Annotated in this window: 20 protein-coding genes, 1 tRNA gene and 2 pseudogenes; 13 read left to right on the forward strand and 10 right to left on the reverse strand. The window is 58.6% G+C overall.

Going from position 1 to position 19,105, the window contains the following annotated elements:
• Positions 1–2: 2 nt before the first annotated feature.
• From arsH to JN756_RS16440, 8 genes are all read left to right on the forward strand, one after another.
• A complete protein-coding gene (gene arsH / locus JN756_RS16405; RefSeq protein WP_046383551.1) occupies positions 3–689 on the forward strand; it encodes an arsenical resistance protein ArsH in 687 nt (228 codons plus the stop codon).
• Between the two features lie 50 nt (positions 690–739).
• Positions 740–1,531: an AraC family transcriptional regulator gene (locus JN756_RS16410; protein ID WP_201021075.1), complete on the forward strand. Its 792-nt coding sequence runs from the start codon at positions 740–742 to the stop codon at positions 1,529–1,531.
• Positions 1,532–1,605: 74 nt separating this feature from the next.
• On the forward strand, positions 1,606–2,217 hold the full coding sequence (locus tag JN756_RS16415; RefSeq protein ID WP_017846331.1) for a LysE family transporter: 612 nt from the start codon (positions 1,606–1,608) through the stop codon (positions 2,215–2,217).
• A gap of 319 nt (positions 2,218–2,536) precedes the next feature.
• Entirely contained in the window at positions 2,537–2,830 is a 294-nt protein-coding gene (locus tag JN756_RS16420) for a hypothetical protein (RefSeq protein ID WP_081610128.1), read from the forward strand.
• 234 nt (positions 2,831–3,064) lie between these two features.
• A complete protein-coding gene (gene mgtA / locus JN756_RS16425) occupies positions 3,065–5,779 on the forward strand; it encodes a magnesium-translocating P-type ATPase (RefSeq protein WP_057004183.1) in 2,715 nt (904 codons plus the stop codon).
• Between the two features lie 65 nt (positions 5,780–5,844).
• Positions 5,845–6,192, forward strand: coding sequence for a DUF2493 domain-containing protein (locus JN756_RS16430; protein WP_046383555.1), 348 nt, complete (start codon positions 5,845–5,847; stop codon positions 6,190–6,192).
• 18 nt (positions 6,193–6,210) lie between these two features.
• Positions 6,211–7,002, forward strand: a complete 792-nt coding sequence (locus JN756_RS16435) for a PA4824 family protein (protein WP_201021076.1) — start codon at positions 6,211–6,213, stop codon at positions 7,000–7,002.
• 106 nt (positions 7,003–7,108) lie between these two features.
• Positions 7,109–7,636, forward strand: coding sequence for a DinB family protein (locus JN756_RS16440; protein WP_046383557.1), 528 nt, complete (start codon positions 7,109–7,111; stop codon positions 7,634–7,636).
• 2 nt (positions 7,637–7,638) lie between these two features.
• Here JN756_RS16440 and JN756_RS16445 read toward each other — a convergent pair whose 3' ends face one another.
• A complete protein-coding gene (locus tag JN756_RS16445) occupies positions 7,639–8,097 on the reverse strand; it encodes a GFA family protein (protein WP_046383558.1) in 459 nt (152 codons plus the stop codon).
• Between the two features lie 196 nt (positions 8,098–8,293).
• Between JN756_RS16445 and JN756_RS16450 the strand changes: the two genes are divergently transcribed.
• A complete protein-coding gene (locus JN756_RS16450) occupies positions 8,294–8,575 on the forward strand; it encodes a hypothetical protein (RefSeq protein ID WP_046383559.1) in 282 nt (93 codons plus the stop codon).
• A gap of 63 nt (positions 8,576–8,638) precedes the next feature.
• Here the strand turns inward: JN756_RS16450 and JN756_RS16455 are convergent, their stop codons facing one another.
• Positions 8,639–8,827, reverse strand: a complete 189-nt coding sequence (locus JN756_RS16455; RefSeq protein ID WP_046383560.1) for a hypothetical protein — start codon at positions 8,825–8,827, stop codon at positions 8,639–8,641.
• Positions 8,828–9,163: 336 nt separating this feature from the next.
• On the opposite strand from JN756_RS16455, the gene JN756_RS16460 reads away from it, so the two are divergent.
• Positions 9,164–9,250, forward strand: a tRNA-Leu gene (locus JN756_RS16460).
• A 120-nt stretch (positions 9,251–9,370) separates the two neighbouring features.
• Here JN756_RS16460 and JN756_RS16465 read toward each other — a convergent pair.
• Positions 9,371–9,463: pseudogene (locus JN756_RS16465) on the reverse strand (lysis protein); the annotation flags it as partial.
• A pseudogene (locus tag JN756_RS16470) lies at positions 9,457–9,577 on the reverse strand (cell wall hydrolase); the annotation flags it as partial. The pseudogenes JN756_RS16470 and JN756_RS16465, both read right to left, overlap by 7 nt.
• A gap of 1,056 nt (positions 9,578–10,633) precedes the next feature.
• On the opposite strand from JN756_RS16470, the gene JN756_RS16475 reads away from it, so the two are divergent.
• Entirely contained in the window at positions 10,634–11,566 is a 933-nt protein-coding gene (locus tag JN756_RS16475; protein WP_046383563.1) for a cation diffusion facilitator family transporter, read from the forward strand.
• A gap of 376 nt (positions 11,567–11,942) precedes the next feature.
• Here the strand turns inward: JN756_RS16475 and JN756_RS16480 are convergent, their stop codons facing one another.
• Positions 11,943–12,920: an IS5 family transposase gene (locus JN756_RS16480; RefSeq protein WP_033902000.1), complete on the reverse strand. Its 978-nt coding sequence runs from the start codon at positions 12,918–12,920 to the stop codon at positions 11,943–11,945.
• A 637-nt stretch (positions 12,921–13,557) separates the two neighbouring features.
• Positions 13,558–13,956, reverse strand: a complete 399-nt coding sequence (locus tag JN756_RS16485; protein ID WP_169865381.1) for a hypothetical protein — start codon at positions 13,954–13,956, stop codon at positions 13,558–13,560.
• On the opposite strand from JN756_RS16485, the gene JN756_RS16490 reads away from it, so the two are divergent.
• The gene (locus JN756_RS16490; protein ID WP_169850573.1) at positions 13,843–14,079 is read left to right on the forward strand and encodes a DUF2790 domain-containing protein; all 237 of its coding nucleotides are present in this window, start codon (positions 13,843–13,845) and stop codon (positions 14,077–14,079) included. The genes JN756_RS16485 and JN756_RS16490 overlap by 114 nt on opposite strands.
• 259 nt (positions 14,080–14,338) lie before the next feature.
• Here the strand turns inward: JN756_RS16490 and JN756_RS16495 are convergent, their stop codons facing one another.
• Complete coding sequence (locus JN756_RS16495) at positions 14,339–14,602, reverse strand: hypothetical protein (protein ID WP_126589485.1); 264 nt, start codon at positions 14,600–14,602, stop codon at positions 14,339–14,341.
• A gap of 655 nt (positions 14,603–15,257) precedes the next feature.
• Here JN756_RS16495 and JN756_RS16500 point away from each other — a divergent pair.
• Complete coding sequence (locus JN756_RS16500) at positions 15,258–15,500, forward strand: Pathogenicity locus (protein WP_046383567.1); 243 nt, start codon at positions 15,258–15,260, stop codon at positions 15,498–15,500.
• A 50-nt stretch (positions 15,501–15,550) separates the two neighbouring features.
• Here the strand turns inward: JN756_RS16500 and JN756_RS16505 are convergent, their stop codons facing one another.
• The 3 genes from JN756_RS16505 to JN756_RS16515 form a co-directional block, all read right to left on the reverse strand.
• Positions 15,551–16,009, reverse strand: coding sequence for a hypothetical protein (locus tag JN756_RS16505; protein ID WP_057004187.1), 459 nt, complete (start codon positions 16,007–16,009; stop codon positions 15,551–15,553).
• Between the two features lie 113 nt (positions 16,010–16,122).
• Entirely contained in the window at positions 16,123–18,189 is a 2,067-nt protein-coding gene (gene treS / locus JN756_RS16510) for a maltose alpha-D-glucosyltransferase (RefSeq protein ID WP_057004188.1), read from the reverse strand.
• A gap of 86 nt (positions 18,190–18,275) precedes the next feature.
• Positions 18,276–19,043, reverse strand: a complete 768-nt coding sequence (locus JN756_RS16515) for an AraC family transcriptional regulator (protein ID WP_057004189.1) — start codon at positions 19,041–19,043, stop codon at positions 18,276–18,278.
• Positions 19,044–19,105: the final 62 nt, after the last annotated feature.

Genomic DNA, 19,105 nt, shown 5'->3' on the forward strand with positions numbered 1-19,105 from the left:
CCATGAGTACCCTGCCCAATCTGGACGCGTCGTTAATCACCTCCGGCCCGCTCGATTCGAGTCGGCCGCCGCGCATTCTGCTGCTCTACGGTTCAACCCGCGAACGCTCGTTCAGCCGCCTGCTGGTGGAAGAGGCCGCGCGCCTCTTGCAGCACTTCGGCGCACAAACGCGCATTTTCGACCCGAGCGGCTTGCCATTACCCGATGATGCCCCGCGTGAGCATCCGAAGGTGCAGGAGCTGTTGGAACTGATGCAATGGTCGGAAGGCCAGGTCTGGTGTTCCCCTGAACGACACGGTTCGATGTCGGCGGTGTTCAAAGCGCAAATCGACTGGGTGCCGTTGTCCTTGGGCGCGGTCCGCCCGACCCAGGGCAAAACCCTGGCGGTGATGCAAGTGTGCGGCGGTTCCCAGTCCTTCAACACGGTCAACCAACTGCGCGTACTCGGGCGTTGGATGCGTATGTTCACCATCCCCAATCAATCCTCGGTGCCCAAGGCGTTCATGGAGTTCGATGATCAGGACCGCATGAAACCCTCGGCGCTCTATGATCGCGTTGTCGACGTGATGGAGGAACTGGTGAAGTTCACCGTGCTGCTGCGTGATCGTCCGGATTTGGTCGACCGCTACTCGGAGCGCAGGGAAAGCGCCGAAGAACTGTCGCAACGGGTCAATCAACGGTCGATCTGAGCCTGGCTGACGGCGTATGCTCACGTCCATCCCATGACTGAGCCGACCCCATGAGCACCCTGCAACACGCCTGGCTGGGCGACTACGAAATCAACAGCGTCCACTGCTCCGGCCTGACCTTTGCCCGCCACAGCCACGACGAATGCGTGATCGGCGTGAACCTGGTGGGCGAAGAAAACGTGTGGCTGGACCGCCGTGAATTCGTGGCTGGGCCAGGCGCCATCACCTTGTACAACCCCGGGCAGATTCAGGGCGGCGGTGCGGCGGAAGGCGCGCCGTGGCAGTTTGTCAGCCTGTACGTCAGCGCCGAGCAATTGGCCGCCGACCTGGGGTTGGCGCATGTCGAATTCGATCGATCGTTGTGTTTCCAGCCGGATCTGGCGCGGCGCCTGGCGGCTGTGGCAAAAGGCGCATCGAGCGGCGACGTTCTGGTCCGCGAGCTGAACGAAGACGCCCTGGTTGTGCTGCTGGGAGAAGTGGTCCGCCTCAGCGGCGTGCGCTTGCCCGGCAACGCGGCAGCCGGCAAAAGCCTGATCGGCCGCGCCCAGGAATTGCTCGCCGCACAGTTGCATCAATCGCTGCCCCTGGACCACCTCGGCGAGGCGCTGGGGTTGTCCAAGTTCCACCTGCTGCGCACCTTTCAAAAAGAGACCGGGCTCAGCCCTCGCCAGTGGGCCATGCAATTGCGCACGCGCCGCGCCAAAGGCCTGTTGCGCAATGGGATGGCGGCCGGCGAGGTCGCCCATCAGCTCGGTTTTGCCGACCAGAGCCACCTCAACCGGCACTTCCGCGCCGCCTATGGCCTCACGCCTGGCCGCTATCAGAGTGTGGCGAAACGCTGAACAGCACAATCTGGTCCAAGACAACGCGTGCGTGCGCCAGCACACTGCCCGCCATCACTTGATGGAGCATAGGGATGCTGGCGATCTTCTTTTACGCACTGGTATTCGGTTTTGTGTTTTGCCTGTCCCCCGGCGCAGTGCTGGCGGAGACCTTGCGCCGTGGTTTGCAACACGGTTTCACCCCGGCGTTGCTGGTGCAGGTCGGTTCGCTGGTCGGCGATGCGGTGTGGGCCGTGATCGGCCTGACCGGCATCGCGCTGTTGATCCAGCATGACGCCGTGCGCGTGCCGCTGACCCTCCTCTGCGCGCTCTATCTCGCCTGGCTCGGCGTGCGCAGCCTGCTCGACGCCTGGCGTTTGCCCGCAGCCGACAGCGCACCGGCCGGCTCCGGCACGAATGCGCTGGCGGTGGGCGCAGCCATTTCGCTGGCCAACCCGAAGAACATTGTGTACTGGGGAGCATTGGGCAGTGCGTTGTCGGGCATCGTCGGGGCTACGCCCAGCCACACGCAGACGCTGATGTTTTTCGGCGGTTTCATGCTGGCCTCGGTGCTGTCGTGTTTTCTGACGGCCGCACTGGTCAATCTGCTGCGCAAGAACGCCTCGCCGACCTGGCAACGCATCAGTTACGCGGCATGCGGTGTAGTCTTGATCTATCTCGCCGTTCTCGCCGCGCAAGGCATATGAAGTTATATATGCCCGGTAACTTGTGAATATGTTTTATCTGAATAGACTCTGAACACTTGGCATTTTAATTAATCATGCGTTGACATTCCGCAACTGGCTGAGTAGATTGCCCCTGCCCGCAACTGGGGCCTTTTTTAAACCTCACAAAAGAAGCCAATGGACACAGTATCTAGTCGCTGTCCGAGCACCGCGTTGGCGGGCATCGGGCGCCCAACCCAGAATATGACAGGACTTGCCTCTCCGGTCCGGTAAGCTGCGCTAGAGCTTGTGCTCCACCGTAACTGCCTCGCCGGTCGCCCGTCCGGTCCCGAGGTGTGTTATGACCTTCCAAACCTTTGTTGTAAAAGATGTACGAACGCTGGCCGCGACCCTGCGCGCCAAGCTGTGCCGAGCGCCCGCAGGCGTTTGTGTTGCCCGCCCGGCCTTTGCCGTACCCTCCCCTCGAATGCGCCCGGCCCATCCGCTGGCGCGCTGGCGTGCCTGCCCGACGACTGGCCGACTGCAGCAGCATTGGGCTCACGCCGACCCTCAAGACCCACAGAGACGTAACGTTTCCAACCTGGCTGAAGCCCGCCTGATGCCCGCTCTTTACCTGGGCACTCGCGCCGCTTGACCGCTTGGAAACAGCAACTTTCTGATCAATACCCTGGAGTTCTTTTATGAACCTTTCCAGTAGTAGCCCGCTGCGCGCGCAGTAACTAACGCGCACTTAGCGGGCCCATTGAAAGTTATTCAACACCTTATTTGAACCGATCGCGAAGTCCGCGGCTCGGCATGCTTTCGCTCGCCTGTCATCAGGTCAGTACCGGGTATGTTTTGTCGAGAACTGGCGACAGGAGTACACACCATGAGCGCCGTTAAAAAACCGCCACAGCCCAACAAAAACCGCACCGACGCCGACGCTCGGCTATCAATGCGGGCCGCCCGCGAAGCCCATAACGGCCTGTCGGCCACCCTGGCCAATGTGCGAGCCACTCTGGATGGCCTGACCGAGTTGGATGCCACTGCACGCCTGCAACAGCAAGGCCATAACGAAGTCGCCCATGACAAGCCGCCTCACGCATTCATCCAGTTCCTGCAGGCGCTGAACAATCCGTTTATCTATGTGCTGCTGACGCTGGGCGCGATCAGCTTCGTCACCGATTACTGGTTGCCGTTGCAGGCCGGTGAAGAAGTCGACCTGACCAAAGTCATCATCATCATGACCATGGTCCTGCTCAGCAGCCTGCTGCGGTTCTGGCAGGAGCACCGTTCGGCCAAATCCGCCGAAACGCTCAAAGCCATGGTCCGCACCACCGCCACCGTACTACGCCGCGAACAGGTCGGCGCCCAGCCAACCCTGCGCGAAGTGCCGATGCGCGAACTGGTGGCCGGCGATATCGTGCAACTGTCGGCCGGCGACATGATCCCGGCCGACATCCGCCTGATCGAATCGCGTGACTTGTTCATCAGCCAGGCGGTGCTGACCGGCGAAGCCTTGCCCGTGGAAAAATACGACACGCTGGGGGACGTGACGCAAAAGTCCGCCAGTACCCTTGCCGCCGACCAGGGCAACTTGCTCGACCTGCCGAACATCTGCTTCATGGGCACCAACGTGGTCAGCGGCCGCGCCAAAGCCGTGGTGGTGGCCACCGGACCGCGCACCTACTTCGGCTCGCTGGCCAAGGCGATTGTCGGCTCCCGGGCGCAGACCGCGTTTGATCGCGGCGTGAACAGCGTCAGCTGGCTGCTGATCCGCTTCATGCTGGTGATGGTGCCGATCGTGTTCTTCCTCAACGGCTTCTCCAAGGGTGACTGGGGCGATGCCTTCCTGTTTGCCCTGGCGGTCGCCGTCGGCCTGACCCCGGAAATGCTGCCGATGATTGTCAGCGCTAACCTGGCCAAGGGCGCCACCGCCATGGCCAAGCGCAAAGTGGTGGTCAAGCGCCTCAACGCGATCCAGAACTTCGGCTCGATGGACGTGCTGTGTACCGACAAGACCGGCACCCTGACCCAGGACAAGATCATCCTCGAGCACCACGTCAACGCCTTTGGCCAGCGTGACGACGCGGTGCTGTCGCTGGCCTGGCTCAACAGCTATCACCAAAGCGGCATGAAGAACCTGATGGACCAGGCCGTGGTGCAGTTCTCGGCACAAAACCCCAAGTTCCAGGCGCCGTTTGCCTACAGCAAGGTCGATGAATTGCCGTTCGACTTTGTACGCCGTCGCCTGTCAATTGTGGTCAAGGACGCCGCCGGCGACCATCTGCTGGTGTGCAAGGGTGCCGTGGAAGAGATGCTGAGCATTGCCACCCACGTGATCGAAGCCGGCGCCGCGGTGCCGCTGGATCAGCGGCGTCGCGAGGCGTTGCTGGCGATTGCCAATGACTACAACGAAGACGGCTTTCGCGTGTTGGTGGTGGCCACCCGCAATATCCCGAACGCGTTGGCGCGCCGGCAGTACACCACCGCCGATGAGCGCAACCTGGTGATCCAGGGGTTCCTGACCTTCCTTGATCCACCGAAGGAAACCGCAGGCCCGGCGATTGCGGCGCTGCAACAGATCGGCGTAGCGGTAAAAGTGCTGACCGGCGACAACGCGGTGGTCACCAGCAAGATCTGCCGCCAGGTCGGCCTCGACCCAGGCCAGCCGCTGCTCGGCGTGGACATCGAAGCAATGGACGATGCGACCCTGCTGCGCCGCGTGGAAGAGCGCACGGTGTTTGCCAAGCTGACACCGCTGCAGAAGTCGCGGGTGCTCAAGGCCCTGCAAGCCAACGGCCACACTGTCGGTTTCCTCGGTGACGGTATCAACGATGCGCCGGCGCTGCGCGATGCCGACGTGGGGATCTCGGTGGACAGCGGCACCGACATCGCCAAGGAATCGGCCGACATCATCCTGCTGGAAAAGAGCCTGATGGTGCTGGAAGAAGGCGTGCTCAAGGGCCGCGAAACCTTCGGCAATATCATGAAGTACCTGAACATGACCGCCAGCTCCAACTTCGGCAACGTGTTCTCGGTGCTGGTGGCCAGTGCGTTCATTCCGTTCATGCCGATGCTGGCGATCCACCTGCTGCTGCAGAACCTGATGTACGACATCTCCCAACTGGCCTTGCCGTGGGACAAGATGGACAAGGAATACCTGGCCAAGCCACGCAAGTGGGACGCGAAGAACATCGGCCGCTTCATGCTGTGGATCGGGCCAACCTCGTCGATCTTCGACATCACCACCTTTGCGCTGATGTGGTACGTGTTCGCCGCCAACAGCGTGGAGATGCAGACCCTGTTCCAGTCCGGCTGGTTCATCGAGGGCCTGCTCTCGCAAACCCTGGTGGTGCATATGCTGCGCACCCGCAAGATCCCGTTCTTCCAGAGCACCGCGGCATGGCCGGTGTTGCTGATGACCGGTGTGGTGATCGCCCTGGGGATCTATGTGCCGTTCTCGCCGCTCGGCACCCTGGTGGGCCTGCAACCGCTGCCGCTGGCTTACTTCCCATGGCTGGCAGGCACCTTGCTCAGCTACTGCTGCGTGGCTCAACTGATGAAGACGATCTACATCCGCCGCTTCAAGCAGTGGTACTGATCACTCCCGCCGTTCAGACGGTGGCGGTCGCTCGGCTGCCACCGTGCATTACAAGGATTTCAAGCATGCGCGTGTTGATCTGTGCAGGTCGTCATTACGCCGACACCCAACGTTCCCGCCACGTGCTGGACGCTTACCACCGCCTGCGCCCGGTGCAGGTATTGATCCACGGCGGCAACCAGTTCCTCGGCAGCGAGATCGAGGAGTGGGCGCGGGAAATCGGCATCGACGTGGTGCGTTATCCGCCCAATTGGCAACGCCATGGCAAGCAGGCGGAACGCCAGCGCAACCATTTCATGCTGACCGACAGCCGCCCTGATGTGGTCATCGCCCTGCCCGGTGGCGATGACACGTCAGAGCTGGTCTGTCAGGCCAAAGCCAGCGGCATTTCGGTGCTGACCGTAGAAAGCTGAATTCAAGCGAGGCACAACATGTACAAAAAACACCGCCAACCCTCGGACAGGGTTACCCGCTATCGAGGCGCTCGCCATACCCTCTTGTTGTTACCGCCAGCCAAACGGCGGGCGTTACGGCGCAACCTGATGTTTATCGGGCTTACACTCAGCGTCGTCCTGCTCATCAGCCTATTCTCGAAGGCCTTCGCGGCAGGGGGCGCTTATGCAGTCGACGACGGCGCGATCAATGCGCCCGGCGAATGCAACGTCGACGCCTGGTACAGCGCCCACCGACACGACGGCGGCACGCACAATGAGACACTGTCGCCTGCCTGCACCTTCGAGGCCCTGCCCGCCGTGCAATGGGGCGCGGCATTGTCACGGGCCAACCGCGAGACGCAAGTGAGCCCGCAAGTGAAGGCGCAGGTAATGTCACGTCAGGACCTGCGCCTGGAGATAGCCGTGTCCGCCAGCGCCCACGTTGCCCTGGACCGGCGACATGCGTTTGATGGCGCGGACTTCAACGTGCCGTTGACGTGGCAACCGCTGGAGCCCCTGCGACTGAACCTGAATGCCGGCTGGACCCACGCGTATGATGACGGCGAGCAAAACCAGCGTCTCACATGGGGCGCCGGCGCCGAATATCGGGTAGCGCACTCGTTGACGCTGATTGTCGAGCGCTACGGCCAAAAAGGCGCTGAGCAGGCCTGGCAAGCGGGGCCACGGTTCCACCTTGGGCCGTTGATCGACGTCGACGTGGTGGTTGGGCGCAGCCTGGTCGCTGAACGCGCGCAATGGTTGACCACCGGCGCCACGTTGCGTTTCTAGGCGTCACGCCTTCGCAGGGATGGCGTCCTCTGGCGGAACCCGATGACCGCGGGGTGGGCACGCCTTATGATGGCGCCATCGCGCCGCCCAGACAGAGAGAAAGCCCGTGAACCGTATCGAACAGATCGCCCTGATGGCGACCTACAACCAGTGGATGAACCGTAAAGTCTACGACGCGGCCGCGAAGCTGACGGACGCCGAACTACGGATGGACCGCCGCGCATTTTTCGGCTCGATCCTCGGCACGCTGAACCACCTGACACTGGGCGACACCGTGTGGCTCAAACGCTTTGCCCAGCACCCCGCCAGCCATGCGGCGCTGGCACCGTTAAGCGGCATTGCCGCCCCCACCGATCTCAAGCAACTGGCCTTCGCCGACCTGCACGAACTGGCCACCCACCGCACCTGGCTGGATCGACTGATCATCGACTGGGCGCAAAGCCTGCGCGAGCCTGACCTCGACCTGCGCCTGCATTACCACAACATGCGCGGGGTCGCGGCAGACAAGCCGTTCTTCGGCCTGCTGGTGCATTTTTTCAATCATCAGACCCACCACCGGGGCCAGCTGACGACACTGCTGACCCAGGCCGGACACGATGTGGGCGATACCGACCTGCTCGCGCTGATCGACTGAACTCAGCGGGCGCTGAACTCGGCGTAAGCCTGCAACAAACGCGGAAAATCCTCCGGCCCGGGCAATTGTGCAAAGTGCTCGACCGCCGGCGTCGTGGCCCAAGGCAATTTCTCGCTGGTCCAGGTTTCCATGAACGGCGGATAATCCTCGGCATTCTCCAGCATCGTCGCACGCACATTGACGAACTCATCGATGCCATGGGGCCGTGTAAACAGCCAGCTCATGCAATGGGGGCAAAAGTAATGGCGGTCCACGCCATGGATGCCGCCGATCACCGGGCAACCCTGGGTCACGGTGAACGCGCTGGCGGGAATCAGCGCACTGAGGGAGAACGCGCTGGCGGTCATCTTCTGACAACCGGTGCAATGGCAAGCCATGGTGATCACGGGGGGCTGGCTCACACTGAAGCGCACGCGGTTACAACGGCAACTGCCTTCACGTGGCAGGTTTTCGACGCTCATCACTCACTCCTTTTTATGACTGGACTTGAGGCAGAGTAACGTCGAGCCTTGCTGTTGAGAAGGGCCAGGCCCGTAAACCGAACGCTGCGACCAGCGCGGGGTCGTAATTGTAGGTGTCGGGATCAATCGCAGCCCGCCCTCCCCGCGTGCATTGTGGATCTGCAGATGCGCGTACCCCCAAGAAGGAGACGCTTACATGGTCATTCACTTCAAAGTCGCCGGGCACTTAGCCTGCGGCCATCACGGCAGCAGCCTCCCCTCCAGCGCCGAGCTGAACCGCGTCAAATGCCGAACCTGCCGCAACACCGAGGCCTACAAGGAAGCGCGCCGCACCCAGCGCAACGCCGCCCGCCGAGCTTCGCGCGCAGCCAAGACCCACACCTCCAGCGACTGGCGCAGCGCCTGGGCGCAACACTTGACCGACCTGCCAGGGTTGCAGCGCCTGCCACGCGGCTTCAGTGGTCAGCCCTTCGTGTAGTCCCAAACAGCAGAAGCCCCGGTTGCGCCGGGGCTTGGTTCTGCTGAATCAATCACTCAGTCATCATTGATTGGACCCCGGCCTGCCACGCGCCTTGCGCACCGACAGCGTGGCCGCATAGGCCAGCGCCTGCTCGCGGGAATCGAAGGACGCCAACCGGTCCTGAGCCGTACACACCCGCCACGGCCCGAAATTGACCTGCACGATGTCATACCCATTCAGATGCAGCTTCTTGAGTGTTGGAGCGCTCATAGTCACCTCGCTTTTCCTGAGATTTCCAAGCGTTGCACGGCCTACCTTACACCTGCATCCAGCGCCGTTGCGGACCACATGTCGCAGCGGCTTATGCCCAAGGCCGCCACTGCTGAGTCGTCCACTCTGAAGCAGCGTGACGGCGTATTGCCGCACCTGTCATTTATGAGGCGTATTCGCCGGCCCTGGGAATCTTCGGCTTGTGCTCAAAAGCCGATGTAGATCACTGATCTATCGAGCTTTTTCATCCCGGTGTTTGTGCAAGAAAGGCAACCTCCGACCTTGCGCCCTGACGCCCGGATCTATATATTCCCAACCCTGCTGCACCGCGCTGCCGCCCGAATGGCGAAACTGGTAGACGCATGGGACTTAAAATCCCCCGCTCGTAAGGGCGTGCCGGTTCGATTCCGGCTTCGGGCACCATAGATATCAAGGGCTTGCATGATGAACTTCATGCGAGCCCTTATCTTTTTTGCTCCGCAATTTTCAGACCTGTTCCGCAACTCTCCATTCCCCGGCGTCCTGCCGACCGAACACCAACGCCTATTTTGAAACACTCCTCACATACGCCGGGCACGCCCGCAGCGCGATCAATCCTTGATCGCCGTCACCGGTGATGGCGAGAATTCGTTGAGCACTCGGTGACGGATGGTCCAGGCCACGGCGATCTGTCCGTCCAGACCTGCACCACGGACCTCACGCCAAAGGGGGGCGCGCCAAGATATCCCGGTCTGTTCCGGTTGCAGTCAGACTTTTCTCCCTACGAAAAACCCCCGCACAACGGCGGAAATTAGAGGTGAACAGCAGCTTGGTTTACGTGGGCGCGCGGTGCAGTACCAAGATGAATATTGGCAATACAGCTATTGCGACAACGAGTTCCCGCACCGTTATTATTTGACAGCCTCTAGATGGGGCACATCGCTATCATCTGCGCCAAATTACGCATAGCAGAAGGAACGCGTTAATCGTGTTGAGACCCGCCAAAACTACCAATCGCCACGGATGGGTTTGGGTCTACAGAAAAATCAGACACCTTGGATTCTCTCGTTTTACTGCTTTTTACAGGGTCAGCCTCTACGTTCTACGAGGAGATACCGGAACTTTCAGGTTCAAGTATGGCTGGCAAAAATTCCGCTTCCGCCGTTAATTACGGATGGCGCCGGGCTTAAAGGTTCACGCCCGACGCGTGCCCTCATGCGAACTTAAAATCCCCCCCCGTAAGGGCGTGACGGTTCGATTCCGGCTTCGGGTACCATAGATATCAAGGGCGTGCATGATGAACTTCGTGCAGGCCCTTATTTTTTTGAGCCGCAATCATCCGTCCGGCTCCTCAATTCCCCATCCCTAAGCGTCTGGCCAACCGAACACCAGGTCTTTCGCCGTGCCCTCACTTTGTAGCGCAAGGTTCTGAACTTACCGCCCAATACATCTATTACAAATAAATACCCCACGACAATCACATTATTCTTCCGTGCATTTTTCTTGCGCCTGACCGCTTCGGCTCGAGAGATGAAACCCACCCCGCCGCACCGGCCCACCTTTTCTTTAGTGAAGTTGAGAGTCATCCCTATTTGACTCACAAACTCTGCAGCCAGGTGGAAAACTTAGTTACGCGAAGTATTAGCATTTACATCATTACACTCAGACCTAAATACCGATAAATAGGCACTTTTATAACTCATCGCACCTTGCTTTAATTGAGGTAGACGCCTTACCCTCCAACCCCGATAAAAAGCGCAACCAGTACTAAGTAGTGGCGCGTCTTGCCGCGCGAGACGAGTATCAATTTCAATTAGAGAAATACACATGAATCATCAACAGATCTCTGAACAATCTGAAGACGAGGGATATAGTCAAGTCGCCCGCGCGGCGGCAGCCTCGCGATGCACTTGGATGAGCGTCATCGTCAATATCGCGCTGTCGTGCACACAGATTGTCGTAGGCGTGATGTCAAAATCCCAGGGGCTTGTAGCCGATGGTATTCACTCGCTATCAGACTTGATCGCCGATTTCGTAGTGCTGTTCGCCAGCCACAAAAGCAAGGAGGATGCCGACGAAGGTCACCCCTATGGGCATCTGCGTTTCGAGACCGCCGCATCCATGGTATTGGGCATACTGTTGTTGATCGTGGGCGTGGGCATGATCGGTTCTGCAGTGTTCAAGCTTGAAACCCCTGAATCGATTCCAACGGTACACATTGCGGCCTTATGGGTTGCCATCGCAGCGCTGGTGGCCAAGGAACTGCTGTTTCGCTTTATGCTGCGGGTGGCCAAAAAAGTTAAGTCTAGTCTGTTGGTTGCCAATGCCTGGCACGCAAGATCCGACGCCGCCTCCTCCTTGGTTGTCGGCATAGGTATTGTGGGCAATCTGGCGGGCTACCCGATTCTTGACCCGATTGCTGCGCTGGTTGTTGGAGGCATGATCGCCAAGATGGGTTGGAGTTTCACTTGGGATTCATTGCACGACCTGATGGACCGATCGGCTGATGAGCAGGAAGTCGAAACTATCCGCAATACGCTTAAAAATACCCCCGGCATTAAAGGTGTACATGATCTACGCACTCGAAAAATGGGGGACATGATCATCGTCGACGCTCACATCGAAGTGGATGCCTCAATTACCGTTGAGGAAGGTCATGCCATTGCAGTTTGCGCAAGGGAAAATGTGATGCAGATTCATCGTGTTTTGAATCTTATGACGCATGTAGATCCCTGGCACCGCCCCGACCTTGATCATTAACCTGGTGCGACGCCGGCAACACGATCCGCCGACAGGGATAGTGCAAAAGCAACTCGCCAAGCATCACAGACATATCACGAAATTTTCACATAACACTTGAATGCCCAAGTACCGAAACAAACTTAAGTCTGCGAAATACTCTCAATTATTTTTATTCATGAGCGCTTTAACTAGAACGCTTAAATATTGAAATAACATGCCGATAGCATTAACTCAAACCACCGTCACTTAAGGAAGGTCTGAAGTAAGCAGCCGTTTTTAACGGCCTCGCTGTCTGAGGTTCAAAAAACACCGACTTAATCGAAAATCAGACCTTTCCTCCTGTCAGTTCACTGTTTTTTGCGGAATAGCACCTTTTCAGGGCTCATTGTCCACATCACAGGCGCACCTCGCCTGCATTCAACAGTCGTTTTCGCATCATCCACAGGTTCGATAAGGCAAACAGTGTGGTCTGCTGCGCGGTGTTTTTCACCAAGCCTCGGAAGCGGACTTTCGTATAACCAAACTGGCGCTTGATCACCCTGAATGGATGCTCAACCTTGGCCCGGACTTGAGCTTTCGCGTATTCGATTTTGCGGCGCATGCGACCGATCAGGCTCTTTTTTGCATGCTTCTTATAGCTGCTGGGGCGCGCTGCGATCGACCAGATCATCTGGCGATGTTGATGCTCCGCACGCTTCTCCACGCCGGTGTAACCGGCATCGCCAGAGACGTAAGTTTCCTCGCCATGCAGCAACTGATCGACCTGAGTCACGTCCGCCACATTCGCCGCCGTGCCCACCACGCTATGTACCAGACCGGATTCAACATCGACACCGATGTGCGATTTCATCCCGAAATAGTACTGATTTCCTTTCTTTGTCTGGTGCATTTCGGGGTCGCGTTTACCGTCCTTGTTCTTGGTCGAACTGGGCGCATGAATGATCGTCGCATCGACCACAGTTCCCTGACGCAGCAGCAAACCTCGGTCGCCCAAATAGCCGTTGATGACCTGCAAAATCCCACCGGCCAGCTCATGTTTTTCCAACAGCCGGCGGAAGTTGAGGATCGTGGTTTCATCCGGAATCCGATCCAAATGCAGCCCGGCAAACTGGCGCAGAATCGTGGTTTCGTAGAGGGACTCTTCCATCGCCGGATCGCTGTAGCCGAACCAGTTTTGCATCAGATGAACCCGCAGCATGGCCATCAACGGATACGCCGGACGACCGCCTTCACCCTTCGGATAATGCGGCTCGATCAACGCAATCAGGCCTTTCCAGGGCACGACCTGATCCATCTCAATCAGGAAACGCTCACGGCGGGTCTGCTTACGTTTGCCTGCGTACTCGGCATCAGCGAAAGACATTTGCTTCATCGGGGCTCAACCGTTCAGTTCGTGGGACAGCCGTATCTCACCAGATTTGGAAGTCTTTTTCAGAGTTTCCTTAAGGGGATTCACATGGCATCGGCAATCACTGGGTCGACACAGATCGCGCAACCGCAACCCGTAGCAATCAAACCTCAAGTCCGGCCAGCCATGCCGGCGGACAGCGACGGCGATCATGACGGTAGCACTGCAAGCAAAGTCGAACAGCCCAAAGCAACTTCAGGATCGGTAGGTACACGAGTCAACACGACTGCGTAACGGTCAGCTGACCCAAGAGGAGGGACAACCCCCTCTGCGTCTTTGAAGGTTTTCCATTTGGCCCGTGCGCGGGCCTTTTTTGTGAGCCAACGCATGGCTCAACCAATCCGTGAGCCAGGTGTTTATCGATCAACCCGGCCACCTCTGACGGGTGGGTAAAGCCCTGGCGGTTGGCCTGTCTATTTCGGCCGCTGCACGAGCTAGCAGATCATCCGTGCTGGCGACTGAACGGGTTGGCGGCACATCGCCAAAGCCTGGCCATCCGAGATGAAACTTCTGAGCCTTAATGCTGAGACACTCGGTTTTGAGATTCGTACTACCCCCAACCCCATGCTTTCTCACGGCACTAAACAAGCGCAAGTTCGCGTCATCGACAGGAGCAGAACCGAGTGTATTGGCTGGGGTGGCTACCAGGGGCGCCGGAGTGAATTATTACTTTTTCAACAACAATGCTTTCCAGTCTTTGGGATTTATCAAAATCGCCATAGGCATAAACTAGACCCAGCTTCCAAACAAAGCGACGAAGCGCGAATCCATAGGGTCCAAGCAAACCACCCACCCGCGCCTCGTAGAGCCTTCGGCCATAGCCAATCCGACTGAAGACGTAAATCGTTTGCATCGTTGGGACACTGAAAAAATGAAACTGTTTAAAATGTTGATTGCTGCTTCTTTTGTAATGCTGGGTAGCCAGATGGCGTTTGCCGATGAGCCTGCCGTTGAGCAATACAGCTACAGCTCGCACCTCGACATCGCCAAAGTGGTTCACATGGACTCCATCCCTGACAATGTCTGTGCCGTAGTCCCTGTCCAGATGACCTACCTGGACCACCAAGGTCACGAACACGTCATGCAATACAGTGTCATGGCTAACGGTTGCTCCAACAGCTAACAGAGTCCCGACAAAGCCTGCCTGATGGCAGGCTTGTTAAAACGCCCCACTGGGGCAAGCTGGGGGAAGTTCCCAGCACTATTTCCCGCCCTCTGCATCGGTGATGCAGACTAACCCCGCCCAGTGCGGGGTTTTTTATGCGCCGACAAAACCAAGCCAAACCCAAGGAGCGCCAACTGCTGAAGCGGCGCTGCTCGATGAAAAGGCCTGGAACACGTCCAGGCCTTTTTCGAGTCGAACAACACTCGATTGCGTTCTATCAGCCAGATTGATCGGGTGTCACGTCATCCCGAGGTTGAGCCTGCTCTAAGTTACGGTCTCCGGTATCCTCCAACGCCATCCGCCTATTCGATACGACGGTATCCAAGTTGTTGACATGGATCGCCTTGTTCCACCTGACTGAACTTACATCGTATTTAGCGGCAAGTGCTTTGACCTGCACCAAACAAACTAACGGCGAAGTCTCTTCACGGCTGCCGCCTTCGGCAATAATTGCGAATTTCCACGCATCAAGATCCATCATCTGTTGGACTCTGACGCGTCGGACCTTCTTGTGGTCGCTCTTTATATAATGTATCTCGTAATCTGCCTGCATAAGTACCTGGCATTGTCTTTGATTATCACTCTTGCGTTGAATGTGCCGCGACGGAGCCCCTCAGCTTTTGAAGTGACAATCAAGCCAGTGGTCCAGCTCAGAGGCGGAATGGCGTTCGCGCGCGGGCACGTGGGCCAGGCTTTCCGCGACTCGGAGTCTATTTTCCGGGCTCGTGTCATAGCCTCTGGTTATTAAGAAGATCTCAATATACTCGGATGGACTAATGACTTTATTGTCGCCCACGAGAACCGCTTTTACATTGGCTTTTTCGTGAAACTGGTTTTTATACGTATATTCCAATTGGCTCACCTTTTTAAGAGGGAATTTATTTCCCTACTTCAAATATGATCCTGTTTTTTCGGATTAACTCCAAAGTCAGCTATTTTATTTTTTAATGGTGAGTGATTTAACAGTCAAAAATGTAACGTTCTTTATATGGCTCTTCAGCGCACAAAAACAGGAGTCCCGCGTGGCGCTGTGGTCGATAGCCGGGAAGTTCGATATACCCAATCAACAACGACCTATTGAGGCACTCTCCAGTATCCGGCACACTCCCGCGACTCTTGGAAAAAGGAATTCACCGATGCCATTCTCATTGGAAGAAAGAACAGCGTTGCTCGCACTCAAGGGGGTAGGCCCCACGGTGATTACCCGGCTTGAACAGATGGGCATTGAATCGCTGGACACACTCAGCCAATCCAACGTGGGGGACATCCTCGCCCAAGCCTCTGCGGCATTGGGCTCGACGTGCTGGAAGAACAGCCCACAAGCGCGCGCTGCCATCACTGCGGCCGTGGCGCTTGCGAGACGCAACCCGCAGCGGTAAACGCGTTCAATCGCCTCCTGCAGGGGTTGCTTGCTGACTACCTGCGCGGTCTAGCGTGGCTTCATCGCAGACAGCACGATTGATTCAACGAGACGCCGAGCAGCGACAAACTTGTGTTCGCTTGGCGTATTCCACTCGTTGTAGAGCACCGGGCCTTTGTCACTCACCCAGACATCGCCATCTTTCAGAATGCGGAACGCCCAGATTTCTGGCCACGCCTCTCTCCCCTGCTCGTCCAGCGTGTGCTTGCGAAGCACCACGCGACCAAAGGTGCCGCTGCCCTCATTGGCATAGAGCAGATTCGCTCTGATCAGGCCGAAATGGCCTTCAAGCTGGAAGTAACCCTCTGGCGGAACGGTAAAGCTCACGCCAAAACGGCTGTGCGTAGATGTGAAGAGTTCAGAAAGACGCGTTCGCAGGCCTTCAGTGTACTTGGCGACTTGCTCGATATCCTGGACGACAGGTCCGATACCGTTCAGCGACTCTTCAGCATATGCATCAAACAACATGGTCGGGTTTCCTTTATGGCTGGATGAGCGTCGTGTCGGGTTGCCCTCAACCCGGGTGCCAATCTGCACCCAACCAGTTTGGCGGCTCGGTGCCGGTCATCACTTGATCTGCGCTAAAGCATCGGCGAACTGCTGACCACCCGCAACGCCAACCCTTCATATGCGTCCAGGGTAATGGTGAACGCCCCTTCGGCCGTCAGATCGCCCTCGACCCGTTCATTGATGATGTCCACCACCGGCCCCGGCGCGATATTGGGCAGGTGCAGGGTTTCGGTGATCGGCGTGCTGCCGAAGTTCAACGCGGTGATTTGTGTGCCTTTACCGGCCGGCAGTTCGTGGACCATGACCAGCAAGCCAGGATGTTCGACGTCCGGCACCAGGATCTGGCGACTGGCCGCGATGTCATAGGCACGGCGCACAGCGAGGATTTTCTGCAACTGGGAGGCGAACGAGTCCGGGTCCTGCAATTGGCGGTTGAGGCTACCGTACAGGGTTTTCGAACGCGGCATCTGCCCCGCCGAAAGCTCGGCCTGCGGGTTCAGGTCCACCAGGTCATAGGCGCCGCGGTGTATCCAGCGGGTATCGCCATCGGCCATCAGGTGCGCGACGTCATCCGCCGCCAACGGTAATGCCCCGACCAGGTCCCAGCCGGACAAGGCGAACACGCCGGGCTGCATGGCGTTGTACATCACCAGGAGCAAATGGATCTGGCGAATCTGCTCGATATCGGCCGGCGTGATCGCCGCAAGGTCACGAATGCCGAGGGCCGCCGTGATGATGCTGGCGGTGGTGCAGGACACGCCATTGGTGACGAACTTGAGGTTGTACGGCGCATGTTCGCCGGCCAGGCGCTCGTACATCTGCTCGCGGATATGCTCGCGCAGGATGTTGCCGGGAAATGTCTGACCCTGGTAGAGGAAACTGTCATGGGCATGCAGGGTCCAGAAATGCACGAGTTCCAGGGTCAGTTCGTCATGGTTTTGCAAGGCATGGATCAGCGAGCCGGGGTCGATGCCGAGGTTGTGCATCTGGCGCAGCATCAGGCGCAGGAACTCGGTGTCGCCCATCAGCAACGCATGCTGATAGGCCGGACGCGTGATGAAGTCGTAGGAGAGATCAGCACCGCCGTGGGACATCGACGCGATGTCGTCCAGCGTCAGGTTCAGTTCCTGGAAGCTGAAACCGCCAGCCTTGCGAATCGCGCCGCCAAGCAATTGATTACCGGTGATCGACAGCGGATGGCTTTCCGACCAGGCCGTGCCGTCGAGCTTGCGCTCCACACCGAGGAAACCGTTGGCGTCCAGGCGCAGGATCTTGGCGCCCATCACATCGATCGCGTGCAGCGCATCGCCAATGATCATCTGCTGCGCGGCGAAGGATGGATCGAGCCAGTTAAGCGACGGTTGGCCCTCCTTGAAGTAATGCAGGTAGACCCAGCGCCGCGGCTTGCCATCGACGCCGATGACCACCGGGGTGGTGCTCCAGTCGGTTTCCTTCACGCCAGGCTCGAAGAAAATCACCCGCTGCAACTGGCCGACGATGTAGTGTTTATCGCGCAGCGCGTCCACCTGCAGCGGGCTGAGGTTCTGGGCATCGCGCCCGTCGGCGACCTCCGGCAGCAACGGCCAGTCTTCCTCGCGGATTTCCACCATGTGGTAGAGCCCCGGGTAGTCCTCGTAGGCCATCTCGGCCAGACGGAAATCCGCGCCCTTGCCGGTGTGCGAGGGGATCACATCGTCGATGATCACCGCATTGTGAGCCGCCGCCATGCGTGTCAGCGCCTGCAACTGCGCCTCGGTGCCCAACTGCGGGTCGATGTCGAAGCTGATGCGGTCGAAATTGCCATCGATGGTCGGCGTGTGTTCCGTCCCGGCCAAGCCGCCGGACTTTTTCAGCGGACCGTTGTGAATACCCTGGATACCGATCTTCGACAAGGCATGCCACAGCGCCTCATCGCCCAGCGCTTCGAGCACCGTGCCGTTTTCACGGGTGACAATCGACGCCGGGTACGCGGTGAACCACACCGACGACAAGGCCGAAGCGTCACGCGGCCGGGTATGTGCATACGGCTGTTGCCACAGGCGCCCTTGCCCCGAATAGAGCTTGGCGCGCTGGCGCGCCGCGTGCAGCATCGACTGTTGCACCAGCCAGTTCACATGATCGTTGTCAGCCGCCGTCATAAGCCCATTACCTGTCGTCGTGAAAAGGTTATTCGTAAGCATAGGAGCGGCGAGCGGGGCTATTCGTTGCATCGCAATGCCGGCGGTTAGCCCAACTGACGGTACTGCCTCGGGGTAAACCCCGTCGACGCCTTGAACTGGCGGCTGAACGCACTATGGTCGGTGTAACCGCACTGCAGCGCGACGTCGGTGATCGGCAGGTCGCTGTGCAGCAAGCGATGGGCGTGCTCCAGGCGCACTTTCTGGATCATCTGCCGCGGCGTCAGGTGGAACACGCGCTTGCAGTAGCGCTCCAGCTGCGCCACCGAGATCCCGGCGATACGCGTCAGTTCGCCCAAGGTCACGCGCCGATTGAAGTGCGTGCGAATGTGCGCGTCCACGGCGGCCAGGCGTTGGTAGGCGGGGTGGGTTTCGCTGGCCGATTGCAGGTCGACGGAAATGCCGGCCAGGCCGATGATCTGCCCGACGTGGTTGTACAGCGGCCACTTGTGGGTCAGGCACCAGCCCGGTTCGCGGCTGCCGTAGAGATGCAACTCGAGCTGATCCTCCAATACAAACCCCTGCTCCAGCACGCGCCGGTCCTGCTCGGTATAACCCGGCCCCAATTGCGCGGGGAACACCTCGGCGCTGGTTTTGCCGAGCAACGGTTGCAGTTGCTTGAGCCCGCAACGCTGCACCAGGGTGCGGTTGGCGAGCACATAGCGGGCGTCGAGATCCTTGATGAAAATCGCGGCATTGGGGATCACGTCGAGCATCGGCAGCAGTTGCATGACGCCGGCCAATAACTGCTCGATGCTCTGCGGGCGATTCGCCTCGCGCCCTTGGCACAGGGCTGCAAACGCACTCTGCAACATCACTCCGCCCCCCTCTTTGCGCCTCGACGTCCAGCAGATTGCCCCATGCACGGGATGCTGTC

It is taken from the genome of Pseudomonas sp. Y39-6 (genome assembly GCF_023651955.1).
In the GTDB taxonomy this organism is placed as follows: domain Bacteria; phylum Pseudomonadota; class Gammaproteobacteria; order Pseudomonadales; family Pseudomonadaceae; genus Aquipseudomonas; species Aquipseudomonas veronii.

Coding starts and splice junctions, on each gene's coding strand:
- arsH (WP_046383551.1), top strand. CDS start 3: ATGAGTACCCTGCCCAATCTGGACGCGTCGTTAATCACCTCCGGCCCG.
- JN756_RS16410 (WP_201021075.1), top strand. CDS start 740: ATGAGCACCCTGCAACACGCCTGGCTGGGCGACTACGAAATCAACAGC.
- JN756_RS16415 (WP_017846331.1), top strand. CDS start 1,606: ATGCTGGCGATCTTCTTTTACGCACTGGTATTCGGTTTTGTGTTTTGC.
- JN756_RS16420 (WP_081610128.1), top strand. CDS start 2,537: ATGACCTTCCAAACCTTTGTTGTAAAAGATGTACGAACGCTGGCCGCG.
- mgtA (WP_057004183.1), top strand. CDS start 3,065: ATGAGCGCCGTTAAAAAACCGCCACAGCCCAACAAAAACCGCACCGAC.
- JN756_RS16430 (WP_046383555.1), top strand. CDS start 5,845: ATGCGCGTGTTGATCTGTGCAGGTCGTCATTACGCCGACACCCAACGT.
- JN756_RS16435 (WP_201021076.1), top strand. CDS start 6,211: ATGTACAAAAAACACCGCCAACCCTCGGACAGGGTTACCCGCTATCGA.
- JN756_RS16445 (WP_046383558.1), bottom strand. CDS start 8,097: ATGAGCGTCGAAAACCTGCCACGTGAAGGCAGTTGCCGTTGTAACCGC.
- JN756_RS16450 (WP_046383559.1), top strand. CDS start 8,294: ATGGTCATTCACTTCAAAGTCGCCGGGCACTTAGCCTGCGGCCATCAC.
- JN756_RS16455 (WP_046383560.1), bottom strand. CDS start 8,827: ATGAGCGCTCCAACACTCAAGAAGCTGCATCTGAATGGGTATGACATC.
- JN756_RS16475 (WP_046383563.1), top strand. CDS start 10,634: ATGAATCATCAACAGATCTCTGAACAATCTGAAGACGAGGGATATAGT.
- JN756_RS16480 (WP_033902000.1), bottom strand. CDS start 12,920: ATGAAGCAAATGTCTTTCGCTGATGCCGAGTACGCAGGCAAACGTAAG.
- JN756_RS16490 (WP_169850573.1), top strand. CDS start 13,843: ATGTTGATTGCTGCTTCTTTTGTAATGCTGGGTAGCCAGATGGCGTTT.
- JN756_RS16495 (WP_126589485.1), bottom strand. CDS start 14,602: ATGATGGATCTTGATGCGTGGAAATTCGCAATTATTGCCGAAGGCGGC.
- JN756_RS16500 (WP_046383567.1), top strand. CDS start 15,258: ATGCCATTCTCATTGGAAGAAAGAACAGCGTTGCTCGCACTCAAGGGG.
- JN756_RS16505 (WP_057004187.1), bottom strand. CDS start 16,009: ATGTTGTTTGATGCATATGCTGAAGAGTCGCTGAACGGTATCGGACCT.
- treS (WP_057004188.1), bottom strand. CDS start 18,189: ATGACGGCGGCTGACAACGATCATGTGAACTGGCTGGTGCAACAGTCG.
- JN756_RS16515 (WP_057004189.1), bottom strand. CDS start 19,043: ATGTTGCAGAGTGCGTTTGCAGCCCTGTGCCAAGGGCGCGAGGCGAAT.